This is a genomic window from Steroidobacteraceae bacterium, assembly GCA_041395505.1.
In the GTDB taxonomy this organism is placed as follows: Bacteria; Pseudomonadota; Gammaproteobacteria; order Steroidobacterales; family Steroidobacteraceae; genus JAWLAG01.
Genome location: JAWLAG010000001.1, coordinates 321,774 through 336,275, shown reverse-complemented (window position 1 = coordinate 336,275; position 14,502 = coordinate 321,774). Strand labels below are relative to the sequence as shown.

General features: G+C 63.5%; 14 protein-coding genes. 5 read left to right on the top strand and 9 right to left on the bottom strand.

Going from position 1 to position 14,502, the window contains the following annotated elements:
* Positions 1-13 precede the first annotated feature (13 nt).
* Both R3E77_01520 and R3E77_01515 read left to right on the top strand, forming a co-directional pair.
* Positions 14-1,831 (top strand): M14 family metallopeptidase, encoded by a 1,818-nt coding sequence (locus R3E77_01520; GenBank protein MEZ5498087.1) that lies wholly within the window; start codon positions 14-16, stop codon positions 1,829-1,831.
* A gap of 4 nt (positions 1,832-1,835) precedes the next feature.
* Positions 1,836-2,522 carry a glutathione S-transferase family protein gene (locus tag R3E77_01515; GenBank protein MEZ5498086.1) on the top strand — a complete coding sequence of 229 codons (687 nt, stop codon included), beginning with the start codon at positions 1,836-1,838 and terminating at the stop codon, positions 2,520-2,522.
* A gap of 69 nt (positions 2,523-2,591) precedes the next feature.
* On the opposite strand, the gene R3E77_01510 is transcribed toward R3E77_01515, so the two are convergent.
* The 4 genes from R3E77_01510 to R3E77_01495 form a co-directional block, all read right to left on the bottom strand.
* Entirely contained in the window at positions 2,592-2,717 is a 126-nt protein-coding gene (locus R3E77_01510; protein MEZ5498085.1) for a 30S ribosomal protein THX, read from the bottom strand.
* Between the two features lie 69 nt (positions 2,718-2,786).
* On the bottom strand, positions 2,787-3,842 hold the full coding sequence (locus R3E77_01505; GenBank protein ID MEZ5498084.1) for a 2-oxoacid:ferredoxin oxidoreductase subunit beta: 1,056 nt from the start codon (positions 3,840-3,842) through the stop codon (positions 2,787-2,789).
* 10 nt (positions 3,843-3,852) lie between these two features.
* Positions 3,853-5,691: a 2-oxoacid:acceptor oxidoreductase subunit alpha gene (locus R3E77_01500; GenBank protein ID MEZ5498083.1), complete on the bottom strand. Its 1,839-nt coding sequence runs from the start codon at positions 5,689-5,691 to the stop codon at positions 3,853-3,855.
* 16 nt (positions 5,692-5,707) lie between these two features.
* Positions 5,708-7,516 carry an FAD-dependent oxidoreductase gene (locus tag R3E77_01495; protein MEZ5498082.1) on the bottom strand — a complete coding sequence of 603 codons (1,809 nt, stop codon included), beginning with the start codon at positions 7,514-7,516 and terminating at the stop codon, positions 5,708-5,710.
* A gap of 247 nt (positions 7,517-7,763) precedes the next feature.
* On the opposite strand from R3E77_01495, the gene R3E77_01490 reads away from it, so the two are divergent.
* Genes R3E77_01490 through ubiB form a run of 3 tightly spaced genes read left to right on the top strand, consistent with a single transcriptional unit; the run spans position 7,764 to position 10,797 of the window.
* Positions 7,764-8,525 (top strand): class I SAM-dependent methyltransferase, encoded by a 762-nt coding sequence (locus tag R3E77_01490; GenBank protein ID MEZ5498081.1) that lies wholly within the window; start codon positions 7,764-7,766, stop codon positions 8,523-8,525.
* Positions 8,526-8,536: 11 nt separating this feature from the next.
* Entirely contained in the window at positions 8,537-9,139 is a 603-nt protein-coding gene (locus tag R3E77_01485) for a hypothetical protein (GenBank protein MEZ5498080.1), read from the top strand.
* The gene (gene ubiB / locus R3E77_01480) at positions 9,136-10,797 is read left to right on the top strand and encodes a ubiquinone biosynthesis regulatory protein kinase UbiB (protein ID MEZ5498079.1); all 1,662 of its coding nucleotides are present in this window, start codon (positions 9,136-9,138) and stop codon (positions 10,795-10,797) included. Before R3E77_01485 ends, ubiB begins: the two co-directional genes overlap by 4 nt.
* On the opposite strand, the gene R3E77_01475 is transcribed toward ubiB, so the two are convergent.
* The 5 genes from R3E77_01475 to R3E77_01455 are packed head-to-tail and all read right to left on the bottom strand — an operon-like array spanning position 10,765 to position 14,496.
* Positions 10,765-11,481: a hypothetical protein gene (locus tag R3E77_01475; protein ID MEZ5498078.1), complete on the bottom strand. Its 717-nt coding sequence runs from the start codon at positions 11,479-11,481 to the stop codon at positions 10,765-10,767. The genes ubiB and R3E77_01475 overlap by 33 nt on opposite strands.
* Positions 11,474-11,899, bottom strand: coding sequence for a VOC family protein (locus tag R3E77_01470; GenBank protein ID MEZ5498077.1), 426 nt, complete (start codon positions 11,897-11,899; stop codon positions 11,474-11,476). The genes R3E77_01475 and R3E77_01470 overlap by 8 nt, the downstream gene beginning before the upstream one ends.
* Before the next feature lie 17 nt (positions 11,900-11,916).
* On the bottom strand, positions 11,917-12,690 hold the full coding sequence (gene trpA / locus R3E77_01465; protein ID MEZ5498076.1) for a tryptophan synthase subunit alpha: 774 nt from the start codon (positions 12,688-12,690) through the stop codon (positions 11,917-11,919).
* Positions 12,683-13,921 (bottom strand): tryptophan synthase subunit beta, encoded by a 1,239-nt coding sequence (trpB, locus tag R3E77_01460; protein MEZ5498075.1) that lies wholly within the window; start codon positions 13,919-13,921, stop codon positions 12,683-12,685. The genes trpA and trpB overlap by 8 nt, the downstream gene beginning before the upstream one ends.
* Complete coding sequence (locus R3E77_01455; GenBank protein MEZ5498074.1) at positions 13,918-14,496, bottom strand: phosphoribosylanthranilate isomerase; 579 nt, start codon at positions 14,494-14,496, stop codon at positions 13,918-13,920. The genes trpB and R3E77_01455 overlap by 4 nt, the downstream gene beginning before the upstream one ends.
* Positions 14,497-14,502: the final 6 nt, after the last annotated feature.

The window sequence follows — 14,502 nt, the reverse complement described above, 5'->3', positions numbered from 1 at the left end:
TCGAGGGGTCCCAATGCGTGCTCTACAACCGCCTGTGATCGGCGCAACATTGTTTGCATTGCTCGCCGCGGCAAGCGTTCAATCGGCCAGCAAGATAGATCTCGCGCTCACGACCGATGCCGAGCGCAGCGGCTATCAACGCACGGGCGATTACAACGAGGTCATGCAACTGTGCGCGGACTTCGCCGCGCATTATCCAAAGAGCGTGAGCTGCGTCGAGTTCGGACGCACCCCCCAGGGTCGAGCCATGCTCGCGCTGGTGGTTGCCGGTGATGGCGAATTCGACGCCGCGCGTACCCGCGCGCTGGGGCGCCAGGTCGTGCTGCTGCAAGGTGGCATACATGCCGGAGAAATCGACGGCAAGGACGCCGGATTCCGCTACCTGCGCGATCTGCTGACGGGGCGCGTCTCGCGTGACGCATTGAAGCAACTCACCATCGTGTTCGTACCGGTATTCAATGTCGACGGGCATGAAAGGCGCGGCCGCTGGAACCGTCCGAACCAGAACGGGCCGGAAGAGACAGGCTGGCGTGTGACTGCGCAGAACCTGAACCTCAATCGCGACTACGCGAAAGCCGATGCGCCCGAGATGCGCGCCATGCTGGCGCTGCTGAATGCCTGGGATCCGATACTCTACGCCGACCTGCACGTGACGGATGGCGCGCAATTCGAGCACGACATCTCCATAACGCTCGAACCCTCGCTCAGTGGCGATACCTCGATGGCGAGCGCTGGCAGAAGATTGCAGCAGGACATCCTTGCGCACCTGACGCGTCACGGATCCCTGCCGGTGCCGTTCTACCCTGCATTTCTCGTCGACGATGATCCGGCCACCGGTTTTGCCGTCGCGGTCGCGCCGCCACGTTTCTCGACGACCTACTACTCGCTGCGCAACCGTTACGCCGTGCTCGTCGAAACGCACTCATGGAAACCCTACGGACAGCGTGTCGAGGCGACCTACCGGACCATCGAGGCCATGGTCGATCTCGCGGCGCGCGACGGTGGCAATTGGCGGGAACTCGCCTACGCGGCGGACGCGCGCGCGCTGGCGGGTCAACAGGTACCGTTGAGTTACGAGAATACCAAGCATTCCACGATGATCGATTTTCGCGGTTATGCCTATAGCCGGACGCCGTCGGAGATCTCGGGCGCGTTGATGACGCACTACGATCCGTCGAGCCCGCAGATCTGGCACGTGCCGCTGCTCGACGAAGTCAAACCGGCGACCGTCGAGACCGCGCCGGGCGGTGGCTACCTGCTGCCCGAAACCTACGCTGGTCTTGCCGATCGACTCGCGGCGCACGGGCTGGTCATGCGCACCGTAACCCACGGGTGCTCCGGTCTTGCGGGACAGCGCTTTCGCGCCGACAGCGCCCAGTGGGCAAGCACGGCGCTGGAAGGCCACGTGCCACTGACGGTCACCGGCAGCTGGGAGAATGCCAGCGTGGATGCCGCAGCGGGCGCGATCTTCCTGCCAATTGCCCAGCCCGCGGCTCGCCTCGCCATGGCGCTGCTCGAGCCGCGCGCGCCGGATTCGCTCGTGAGCTGGGGGTTTTTCGACAGCGCGTTCGAGCAAAAGGAATACATGGAAGCCTATGTCGCAGAGAAAGTAGCGCGCGAGATGCTCGCGAACGACCCGCAAGTGCGCGACGCCTTCAACCAGCGGCTCGCCACGGACGCGGCATTTCGCTCGAACCCGGCAGCGCGGCTCGATTTCTTCTATCGACGCCATGCCGCCTGGGACAAGAGCATGAATCTCTACCCGGTTGCGCGCATCAATTCGCCGCTGCCGGTCGAGTGCCTGGCCGAATCGAATACGTCCAGGCAGTGATGCCGTGTTCGAACTGATCATCGCCAACAAGAACTACTCGTCCTGGTCCCTGCGCCCCTGGGTACTGATGCGCGAACTCGCGATCCCCTTTCGCGAAATCATGGCCCCGTTCGGCGCCGAACCCGGCTACCCGACCATTGCTGAAGTCTCGCCGTCCGGGCGCGTCCCTTGCCTGCGCCATGGCGACCTCAGGGTCTGGGATTCATTGGCCATCGTCGAGTATCTGGCGGAAGCCTTTCCGGCCGTCTGGCCCACCGACCGTGTGGCGCGTGCGTTCGCCCGCTCCGCAGCCGCGGAAATGCATTCGGGCTTCGCGGCGCTGCGCGAGCAATGCTCCATGAACTGTGGCGCACGCATCCGTCTGCATCGGATCGACAACGCCCTGAAACGCGATCTCGATCGACTCGATGTCCTTTGGAACGAGGGGCTGCGCAGTTTCGGGGGACCATATCTCGCCGGTAGCCGATTCAGCGCAGTCGATGCATTCTTCGCACCGGTTGCGTTTCGAAAGCAAAGTTATGGGTTCGAACTTCCGGTTGCGGCCAACCGCTATGGCGAGCGTCTGCTCGAACTGCCCGCCATGCAATCCTGGTACGCCGAGGCGCTCAAGGAAACCTGGATCGATGCCGACCACGACGAGGAAGTCTCCCGTTTCGGCAGCTGGCTGCAGGACCTTCGCGAGAGTCGCTGAAAGAAAACGCCCGCCGGCGTGAGCCTGTCGCGGGCGTCAGACCTGTGCCATGTTCGTCCGGTGGAGCGATCAGCCTCTCTTGGCAGCGCGCTTGGCGGCGCGACGCTTCTTCTTGGCCGGATCCTTGGCGCGGGACTTGCCGAAAGACCCGCGATAGATCTTGCCACGCCCGCTTCGTTGATCACCCTTGCCCATTTCGATTGGCTCCTCGGCTGCCCGTGCGCAGTGTAGGTCAGTCGTCCTGTCGATACCAGTGGTTTCTGCTCAGCGGTAACGCGATTGCAGCTGCGCAAGTGCTGCCGCGCCCGGATTGAGTTGCTCGAAGGCAATGGCGTTGAGCGGTGCGTCCGGCGTGCCATTGCGGCTGTGAAATTCCTGGTCATTCGGCTTGAGGTGCAGGAGGCCGGTGACGAATTCATTCAGCTTGAGGCGTGCTCTTACGTAGGCCAGTGCCGCGGCTGCGTTGGTCGGATCGTAATCCGCAGCGAGCTTGCGCAACAGCACCTTGCCGCCGTCGTGCAGAGCCACCTCGATTGTCTCGCCCGGTGCGTAGTCGACGCGGATCTCCTCGCGCAACGGCACGTAGTCCGCAGCGACGACCGGCTCGTTGTGCTCACGTGTATAGGCATAGCTCTTGGTCGAGCCTTCGTGATCGTTGAAGGTGACACAAGGCGAAATCACGTCGATCAGGGCGAACCCGCGATGCTCGAGGCCGGCCTGGATCAACGGCACCAGTTGCTCCTTGTCGCCAGAGAAGCTGCGGGCCACGAACGAGGCGCCGAGCGAGATCGCAAGGAGCACCGGATCGATCGGTGCCTGCATGTTCTTCTCGCCTTTCTTCGCCGTGGATCCCAGGTCGGCGGATGCGGAAAACTGCCCCTTGGTCAGTCCATAGACACCATTGTTCTCGATGATGTAAAGCATGTCGACATTGCGGCGAATGGCATGGCAGAACTGCCCGAGGCCAATTGACAGCGTGTCACCATCGCCGGATACGCCGATGTAATGCAGGTCGCGATTGGCTGCATTCGCCCCCATGGCAATCGATGGCATGCGGCCGTGTACCGAATTGAAACCATGGCCGCCGCCGACGAAATAGGCCGTTGTCTTGGACGAGCAGCCGATGCCCGAGAGCTTGACAACATTATGCGGCTCGAGCGATGACTTCCAGCAGGCTTCGACGATGGCTGCGGTGATCGAATCGTGTCCGCAACCGGCGCACAACGTCGACATCGAACCCTCGTACTGCCGGCGCGTCAGCCCAAGTTGGTTCCTGGCAAGCGAGGGATGAGCGACCTTGGGCTTGGCGAGGTAGGTCATGGTGGTTCTCTCAGCTCGACTTGCCGGCGACCGCACGCGGCCGGCCCGCGAGTTCGGCCTGCACGCCGTTGACGATGAATTCGGACGAAACCGGCAGGCCGCTGTAGTGCAGCAGCGAGCGCAATTGCTGCTTCTGCACACCGGTCTCGAGGGTCAGGAGCGAACGCATCTGCGCGTCGCGGTTCTGCTCGACGACGAAAATAGTCTGGTGCGCGGCCAGGAATTTTTCGACGTCCTCACCGAAGGGGAAGGAGCGCAGCCTCATGTAATCGAGCGCGATGCCGCGCGCGCGCAGCACATCGAGCGCCTCGCGGACAGCGCCGTCGCTGCTGCCGTAGCAGACGATGGCCGCCTGGGCGCCGGCCGTGGTTTCGATGAGCGCACCGGGCACGAGTTTCCGGGCCGTATCCCATTTGCGCATCAGGCGATCGAGGACTTCCTGGTACTCGGCGGAGTCCTCGGTATAGGTGCCGCGGGCGCTGTGACCCGAGCCGCGCGTGAAATAGGCGCCCTTGGCCGACACGCCAGGCAGGGTGCGGTAGGGAATGCCATCACCGTCGTAGTCCCAATAACGATAGAACTTGTCGATTTTCGCAAGTGCCTCCGCGTCGAGTACTTTGCCGCGGTCGGGCCGATAGCTGTCGTCCCATTTGAGGTCGCGGCACATCCAGTCGTTCATGCCGATGTCGAGGTCGGACAATACCAGCACCGGCGTCTGCAGGCGGTCCGCGAGGTCGAATGCCTGTACTGCCATGTAAAAGCATTCTTCCGGGTTCGATGGATAGAGGCATACATGGCGAGTATCGCCATGCGATGCATAGGCGGCCGGCAGGACATCGCATTGTTGCGTGCGGGTCGGCATGCCCGTGGACGGACCCACTCGCTGGATATCGAATACGACGGATGGCACCTCGGCGTAATAGGCCAGTCCCAGGAACTCGCTCATCAGCGATATGCCGGGTCCGGAAGTTGCGGTAAAGGCGCGTGCGCCATTCCAGTTCGCACCGATGACCATGCCGATGGCGGCGAGTTCATCCTCGGCCTGTATGAACGCGAAATTCCTGCGGCCGGTTGCCTTGTCGACACGCATCCGGTCACAAAAGCTCTTGTAGGCATCCATCAGCGACGTCGACGGCGTGATCGGATACCAGGCGGCAACAGTCGCCCCGGCGTACACGCAGCCGAGCGCCGCCGCGGTATTGCCGTCGATGATGATGTGATTCGACGTCTTGTCGAGTGGCGCAACCCGCAGCGGCAGCGGGCACTTGTAGTGCTCGCGGGCATAGTTGTAGCCAAGCTCGATGGCCTGCATGTTGGCGTCGATCAGTTTCGGCTTCTTGGCGTAGGTCTCGGCGAGCGACTTGCGAATCTGCTCCACGTCCAGGTCGAGTAGCGCAGCAAGAACACCTGCGTAGCAGATGTTCTTCATCAGAATGCGCGTACGTGCGCCCTGGAAGGTCTCGTTGCACATCTTGGCGAGCGGCACACCAAGAACGGTGATGTCATCACGCGCAAGCATCGTGGAACGCGGCCAGGTCGAGTCGTAGATGAGGTAGCCGCCCGGAGAGATTTCCTTGATATCCCGCGCATAGGTTTCGGCGTTCATCGCCACCATGATGTCGATGCGCCCCGAGCGCGCCACGTAACCGTCACGCGTAATACGGATTTCGTACCAGGTCGGCAGGCCCTGGATGTTCGATGGGAAGTAATTCTTGCCCATTACGGGCACGCCGCTGCGAAAAATCGCCTTCATCAGCAGTCCGTTGGCACTCGCCGAACCCGTGCCGTTGACGGTCGCTATCTTGATGACCAGATCGTTGATGCGATCTGTGGAACTCGAGGGGGACATCTGGACTCCGGCCGGATCAGGCTATTTTGGCAGTGACTCGCTTCGGGGCGGGCTGGTCTTCGGCGTGCGGCCAATGCACCACCGACTTCTGCATGTCCCAGGCCGCGGTCGGACAGCGCTCGGCACACAGACCGCAATGGACACAGAGATTCTCGTCCTTGACCATCACCCGCGCCGTCTGCTTGAGCGGCTCCGAGACATAGAGCGCCTGCTCGGCATTGATTGCCGGCGCCTTGAGTCGCGATTTCAGTTGCTCCTCGGTGCCATTGGCGGTGATGGTCAGACAGTCGACCGGGCAGATGTCGATGCAGGCATCGCATTCGATGCACAGCTTCGCGTCGAAAACCGTCTGCATGTCGCAATTGAGGCAGCGAGCCACTTCCGCAGCCGCCTGCTCGGCGGTAAACCCGAGTTCGACTTCGATGTTGATCTTCTTGAAGCGTTCCTTGAGCGAGACATGCGGCATCAGTCGCCGCTCAACGGGATTGTAGTCATTCGAGTACGACCACTCATGCATGCCCATCTTGCGACTGTGCAGGTTGACGCCAGGGGCAAGCCGGTCCTCGAGCGCAACGCCCTGACAGTAGTTGTGTATGGAGATTGCGGCCTGGTGGCCGTGCTCCACCGCCCAGATGATGTTTTTTGGACCGAACGCGGCGTCGCCGCCGAAAAAAACGCCATTCCGTGTCGACTGGAACGTCGTTTCATTCACGGCCGGCACGTCCCATTTGTCGAATTCAATGCCGAGATCGCGTTCGATCCAGGGAAAGGCGTTCTCCTGGCCGATGGCGAGAATGACGTCGTCGCAGGGTATGAACACCTCTTCGACGATCCGCTCACTCTTGATTCGACCCTTGTCGATGTCGTACTCCATGCGGTCGAATTTCATCCCGACGAGGCGGCCGTTCTCGACCACGAATTCCTTGGGCGAGTGATTGATGATGATCTGCACCGATTCTTCTTCGGCGTCTTCGAGCTCCCAGTCGGACGCCTTGAAAAAGCCGCGCGGCTTGCGCGCCATCACCTTGACATCCCTCGCGCCGAGTCGCAGTGAAGTGCGGCAGCAATCCATCGCGGTATTGCCGACGCCGATGATCAGTACGCGCTCGCCGATGCGTTCGATATGATCGAATGCAACGCTTTCGAGCCAGGTGATGCCGATATGGATGTTGGCCGCCGCCTCGGCGCGGCCCGGCAATTTCAATTCCTTGCCCTTGGGCGCGCCGGATCCCACGAACACGGCATCGAAACCGCCTTTGTCGAGCAATTCGCGCATGCTCTTGATGGGGTGATTCAGTCGCAAGTCGACACCCATGTCGACGATCGCGCCGATTTCTTCGTTGAGCACGCTGTGCGGCAGGCGAAATGCCGGAATATTGGTGCGCATCAGGCCACCGGGTTCGCCGAATTGCTCGAAGATCGTCACTTCGTAGCCGAGCGGCATCAGGTCATTGGCGACCGTGAGCGATGCGCAACCTGCGCCGATGCAGGCAATACGGTAGCCGTTCTTCCTGTCTGGAATGGCCGGCAGCCGATCGAGAAAGGCATCCTTGTGATCGGCAGCGACACGCTTCAGGCGGCAGATGGCGACCGGTTTGTCCTCCACCCGGCCACGCCGGCACGCGGGCTCGCAGGGGCGGTCACATACGCGACCGAGTATCCCCGGAAAAACGTTGGACTTGCGATTGACCATGTACGCATCGGTGAAGCGTCCCTGGGCAATCAGGCGGATGTACTCGGGGATGTCGGTGTGTGCCGGGCAGGCCCACTGGCAATCGACAACCTTGTGAAAATAGTCCGGTTCGGACGTGTCGGTAGGCTTCATGAACCCTGTGGGAAGTCGGGCGAGCTTGAAAAGGTCGCTGGCATTGGCTGCATAAGTATAAAGGCCGACTGAGAAAAGTCACGGTACGACGTCGCGATTTACGCTGCGTCGTTCCAGGCTGCGGTCGCCGTATCGCGCCGAAGCCCGCCTGGCCGCCCCTTCCAGCGGGACTTGGCCGCATGGGCGATGCCGGTCCGTGCCACGGATTACGACTGCGCGCGCCCTGTGCTGCCGCTAGAATCGGCCCATGACCGACGACCGTTCAGGTTCCGGATTGACCGATTTCGGCTATCAGCGGGTAGCTCCCGGGGAGAAAGGCGCGCGAGTCCGCGCGGTCTTCGATTCCGTCGCCAACCGCTATGACGTCATGAACGACCTCATGTCGATGGGCGCTCATCGGCTCTGGAAGCGCTTCATGCTCGACATTGCCAGCATTCAGCGCGGCCAGCATGTCCTCGACGTTGCGGCCGGCACCGGGGACATCAGCATGGGGCTTGCACGCGCAGTGGGAAGCAGCGGCCTGGTGGTCATGTCCGATATCAACGAAGCAATGCTTGCACGCGGCCGCGACCGAATGATCAATGCCGGCATGACAACCGGCATCGTGCCCGTCCTCGCCGACGCGGAGCGACTGCCGTTCGCCGCTCGCAGTTTCGATTGCGTGACGATCGCCTTTGGGCTTCGCAATGTCACCGACAAGGCGCGCGCACTTGACGCGATGCGCGAAGTGTTGAAGCCCGGCGGCCAGTTGCTGGTGCTGGAGTTCTCGAGGCCGAAGGTGCCGGTCCTGGGGCCGATCTACGATGCCTATTCGTTCCAGGTCCTGCCACGGCTGGGCAGGCTGGTGGCGGGCGACGCCGACAGCTATCGCTACCTCGCCGAATCGATCCGCATGCACCCCGATCAGGAGGCCCTGTTGCAGCTGATGCAGCAGGCAGGCCTCGAAGACTGCCGGTATCACAACCTCGCCGGCGGCATCGTGGCCCTGCATCGCGGCTGGCGCTACTGAAGGGTAATGGTTTGCTGAGCGAGCTTATCGAGAATCTCCTCAATCGACGGGTCGGCGAATCGCCGCGTGCGATTCAGCTGCTCGGGGTGCTTCGCAATCGGGCGATGCGGGTGCAAGTACGCGGCACGGCACTCGCGGTCACCGTCGAATCACTCGGCAAGTCACTGCGGGTAAGCCGGCAACCACCCGTGGAGCCGCCAGCCGTCACCGTCGATGGCACGGTGTTCGCGCTGCTGCAATTGGTTCGACGCGAGGCGACACAGGGCGCACCATCGGGCGTACGTATCGCCGGCGATGGCGAGGTCGCAGAGCAATACCAGGCGCTGCTGAGGTTGTTGGGTCCCGACGTAGAGGAAGAACTCGCCCGAATCGTCGGCGATCTGCCCGCGCACCAGTTGGCGCGAGCAGCCGGCGGTATGCTCGCCTTCGGCAGACGCGGTGTGCGCACCACTGTCAGCAACGTGTTCGAGTTCCTTGCCCACGAGAGTGGCGATCTTGTGCCGATCCAGGAAGCCCGGCAGTTCTTCGAGCGCATCGATGCGCTGCGCGAAGATGCGGACAGGCTGGAGGCACGTTGCGACCTGCTGATGAAACGCCTGGACGAGGCGGCATGACTTTCGACGTCGCGCGCCGCTTGCTGAAGATCCAGCAGGTCCTGCTGCACAACGGGCTCGACGACTACGTCCGCGCGACACATCTATATAGACCCCTGCGTTTGCTGCGCCTGCTGTGGCCGGGCAACTGGCGCCGCCGCAACAGCGCGCCGCGCGCGGTGCGTCTGCGCCAGGCGCTCGAGGAGCTCGGCCCGATCTTCGTCAAGTTCGGCCAGGCGGTCTCGACACGCCGTGATCTCTTGCCAACCGATATCGCCGATGAGCTCGCCAAGTTGCAGGACCGGGTGCCGCCTTTCGATGGGGAACTGGCGCGCCGGAGCATTGCGGCGGCGCTCGGCGAGGATCCGCTCACCTTGTTTGCGGGTTTTGACACCGCACCTCTCGCGGCAGCATCGATCGCGCAGGTGCACGCGGCGACGCTGCGCGATGGACGCGAGGTCATCGTCAAGGTGCTTAGGCCCGGCATGCATGAGGTGATCCGCCGCGACCTGGATGTACTGCATGTTCTCGCGCGGCTCGCCGAGCGCTATGCGCCCCAGGCGCGGCGCCTGCGCCCGATCGAAGTGGTCGCCGAGTACGAGAAGACCATACTGGATGAACTCGATCTGATGCGCGAGGCAGCCAATGCCGCGCAACTTGGGCGCAATTTCGCAGGCTCGCCGCTCCTGCACGTCCCCGAAGTGCATTTCGATCTGTGCCGCAGGAACGTCATGGTGATGGAGCGGGTGCGCGGCATTCCCATCAGCGACATGGCGCGGCTGCGCGCGGCGGGTACGGACATCCGCCGCCTGGCCGAGAACGGCGTGACGATCTTCTTCACGCAGGTTTTCCGCCACAATTTCTTTCATGCGGACATGCATCCCGGCAATATCTTCGTACTCGTGGACGATCCGGCCAAGCCGCGCTATGCCGCGGTGGATTTCGGGATCGTGGGCACGCTCGATCCATCCGACCAGCATTATCTTGCCGAGAATTTCCTTGCCGTCTTCGACCGCGACTATCGCCGCGTCGCGCAACTGCATCTCGAATCGGGCTGGGTTCCCCGCAATACGCGCGTCGACGAAATGGAATCTGCGGTGCGCACGGTATGCGAGCCGATCTTCGACAAGCCGCTCAAGGACATTTCCTTCGGCACCGTACTGCTGCGGCTATTCGAGATTTCCCGGCGCTTCAACATGACGATCCAACCGCAACTGATCCTGCTGCAGAAGACGCTGCTCAATGTCGAAGGTCTGGGCCGGGACCTCTACCCGGAACTCGACATCTGGCAGACAGCCAACCCGATCCTGCGCGAGTGGATGCGTGAGCGTGTCAGCGGCCGGCAAATCGTCGAGGACATGCGCGAGCAGCTGCCGCAGCTTTTGAGCTCGGCGCGCGAGCTTCCAGCCATTTTGCGCGGACTGGTGCAGCGCGCTCGCGATGACGACCTCGCTGTGGCAGTTCGTTCGGCGGATCTCGAGCGTCTGGAAGCGCGCCTGCGGGAAGATCACCGGCGGCGCGACTTGATCATGGTCGGCGCCGTCTGCCTGTTGGCTGCTCCGGTCTGGCTGGCCGTATCGGCCAGTTACCGCATGGCGGCGCTCGCACTGGGTGCCGTCGGAATCATGGCGCTGTTGCGCGCATTGTCAGGCAGCTGGCGCGCGCGGCGCGATCCATAAACCCAGAGCGCGACCGCAGAGTTCACCGTCTTCGTCGAATACCGCCGTGCCGACCCGGTGCTTGCGGCCCTCCGAGGCGATGTGCCAACCGATAACGACACAGGGCTCATCGACATGCACGACGCGATCGACATGCGCGGTGAATTCGCCAAGCAACATTACGGTGGCGCCGTTGCCGACCACAAAATAGCCGGGGCAGTCGAGCGCGGCATACATATACTCTGCCGCAATCTTGCCATCGCTTCCGGCGAGCGAGGCGTCGGGTCGCCACGGCGCAGCTACGCGCTGCGCTCCGGCGGGACCTGCAAAAAGGCGAAGCCCGTCACCTGCGCGGCGTGCCGGTCCACAGACGAAACATTCCTCGAAGGCGTGGGCATTGAAGCCCGCATAGTGGCGCGAACACTCGAGCGCGGTCATGTAGTCGGTGGGCGCCGGCACGACCAGATCCAGCACGGCACTGCCTGCGGTCGCGATGCGTCGCTCGCCATGGGTAACTTCGACCGCACCGTCCGCGCCGCGCATGACCTGCAAGGGGGTGCGCAGCGGCGGCGGCGCGTGCAGTCGGACCCGGGCCGTGCCGTTGACGAAGCGGGCCACCATGCCACAGAAGAATCCGCCGTTCGCCGAGTCGCTGGGGCCACGAAAGCGCGTGTCGATGCTGATATAGCGCGCTGCCTCAGACACCGCTTGCTCCAGCCACTGTGCGGGATGTCTCGACGCACAGCTGCAGCGCAGCACCGCAAAACGCAGTGGGATCGAGATCGATGACCTGCCAGTCATCGAGGCCATGGCGCGGGTCGCCACTGACACGGCCACCGTTCTCGCCGATTGCCGCGACGGCGGAATCGAGATCATCGACCTCGAAGGAGACCAGGAATATCCCCTCGCCCTGCGCGGCGAGCCGTCGTCCGGGCAGCGAATCCATCGATTGCGGCTGCACCAGCACGAGCCAGACATTACCGAGCCGAGCGCGCGATGTGACGACTCCCCGCGCCGGCAGCGTCACCGGCGATTCGAATTTCAGCCCCAGGGACGAGAAGCGCTCGCGTGCGGCGTCGAGGTCACGCACCAGGAAATTGATGTGATGCACGCCCGTCACCATGGCGGCACTGTAGCGCCTCAGCGCAGACTTTGCAGGAACTCCTGAGGATCGCGCCCCTGCTCCAGCGCCTCGACGAGCGCCGAGCCTACGATGACGCCGTCGACCACACCGGCGAGCCGCTCGACCTGCGCCTTGCTGCGGATACCGAAGCCTGCGCAGACCGGCAGCGGCGAGCCCGCGCGAACCTCGCGCAGGTATTCAAGAGTCGCTTCCGGCACGGTGACCTCTCGACCCGTGGTTCCGGTCATCGTAACCGCGTACACGAAGCCGCGACTGGCCTGCAGCAACTGCGCGCGCCGTGGCGCGGTCGTCACCGGCGTAACCATCTGTATGAGCGCAACCCGGCGCGTATCGAGCGCATCGCGCAGCTCATCGGCCTCGTCGACCGGCAGGTCCGGGACGATGAAACCGCAGACGCCGGCCGCGGCGACCGCGTCCGCAAGGCGCTCGAGGCCGAATGCCATAAGAGGATTGAGGTAGCTCATCAAAACCAGCGGCGACGCCTGGTGCCGGGCTCTTGTCAACTCCTCGAGTATCCACTGCAGTGTGACGCCTTGCTCGAGCGCCGCCTGGCTCGATCGCTGGATCGTCGCGCCGTCCGCCATGGGGTCGGTGAAGGGCACGCCGATTTCGACGATATCGGCCGCCGCGCCGACCGCTTCGAGTTGCTTGCGAAAATCGTCGCGGCGCGGATAGCCGGCGGTAATGAACGCAACCAGTGCCGGCTCGCCCCCGGCTTTGCGTCGCGCGATCGCCTCGCGCAGGGCCGTACCTGATTGTGCCTCAGACATGGTCCACCGCCTGCAACAGCGTTGCGAGATCCTTGTCACCGCGTCCCGACAAACACACGAGGATCGAACTGCCGGGGTGAGAGCGCGCGTGGCGACGCGCCCCCGCCAGTGCGTGTGCGGACTCGAGCGCGGCCAGGATGCCTTCATGCCGCGCGCACTCGCGCAGTGCATCGAGCGCCTCTTCATCCTTTACGGAGTTGTACTTGACGCGTCCGGTCGCCTGCAACAGCGCGTGCTCCGGACCGACGCCAGGGTAGTCGAGTCCCGCTGAGATCGAATGAGTCTCGCGGACCTGCCCGTGCTCGTCCTGCAACAACATCGAGTAGCTGCCGTGAAGAACGCCCGGTTGGCCATAGGACAGCGTCGCCGAATTATCGCCAATTGCCGCGCCGCGACCGCCGGCTTCAACGCCGATCATGGTGACATCGCGGTCACCGATGAATGGATGGAACATGCCAATGGAGTTCGAGCCACCGCCAACACAGGCAATCACCGCATCGGGAAGGCCACCGTGCTGCTCGGCAAATTGCGCCCGCGATTCGCGACCGATGACCGACTGCAGTTCCCGCACCAGATACGGATAGGGATGCGGACCCACCGCCGAACCGAGCAGGTAGTAGCTCGCCAGGGGATCGGCGACCCAGTCGCGCAGGGCCTCGTCGATGGCTGCGCGTAGTGTTCTATCGCCGCCCTCGACCGGTATCACCTCTGCGCCGAGCAAGCGCATGCGGCCGACATTTGGCGCCTGGCGCTCGACATCGACGGCGCCCATGTAAACGACACAGGGCATGCCGAGTCGCGCGCATGCCGCCGCGCTCGCAACACCATGCTGGCCCGCTCCGGTCTCGGCGACGATGCGGGTGGCGCCAATGCGCCTCGCAAGCAGCGCCTGGCCGATGGCGTTGTTGATCTTGTGCGCTCCGGTGTGCGCGAGGTCCTCGCGTTTGAGCCACACGCTTGCCCCCCAGCGCTCAGACAGGCGCGGCGCGAAGCTGAGCGCAGTCGGACGGCCGACCCACTCGCGCAGGAGACCCGTGTACTCCTTCTGGAAGTCCTCGGCGTGCAGATGTTGCTGCACCGCCACCTCCAGCCGCTCCAACGCGGGAATGAGCGTTTCGGGCACATAGCGACCACCGAAAGCGCCGAAGCGACCGCGTTTGTCCGGTAACTGGCCGCGCAGTTCGGCGTCGAGCCAGGCCGCGGTATCCGCGGCCGAGAGGGATAATTTCATGTTGTTCGTTCTCCATCACCACGCCGCGCTGCGGCGATGAACTGGGCTATTCGCTCCGGGTCCTTGCGGCCGCGCGCACTTTCGACGCCGCTCGAAACATCGACACCGAAAGGCTGTACCGCGGAGATCGCCGCCGCGACGTTTTCGGGCGCGAGCCCGCCGGCAAGCACGAGCTGCGTGCGCCTTGCCAATTGCTGCGCGCCCGACCAATCGGACAACTCGCCGGCCCCACTGACTTTCGCATCGAACAGTACACGCTCCGGCAGTGCCGATTCGGGCATCGTCACGCCATCACGGAGTACCGGCAACAGCGCCAGCTCCTGCGGCAAGCGCAGACCTGCAATATCGGCGACGTCGATCTGCAGTGCATCGGGTGTGAATTCGCGCAGCATGGCATCGATACGCCGCTGCGACGGACGCAGCGTGACCGCAATGCGCGCGATGCGCCCGGGCAGTGTGCGGGTCAGCTGCGCCGCCACTTGCGGGCTGACTTCCCGCACGGACTCGGCGAAGACAAAACCGAGCGCATCGGCGCGAGCCTGCACGGCGGCATCGATCGCGAGCGGCTCCCTCATGCCACA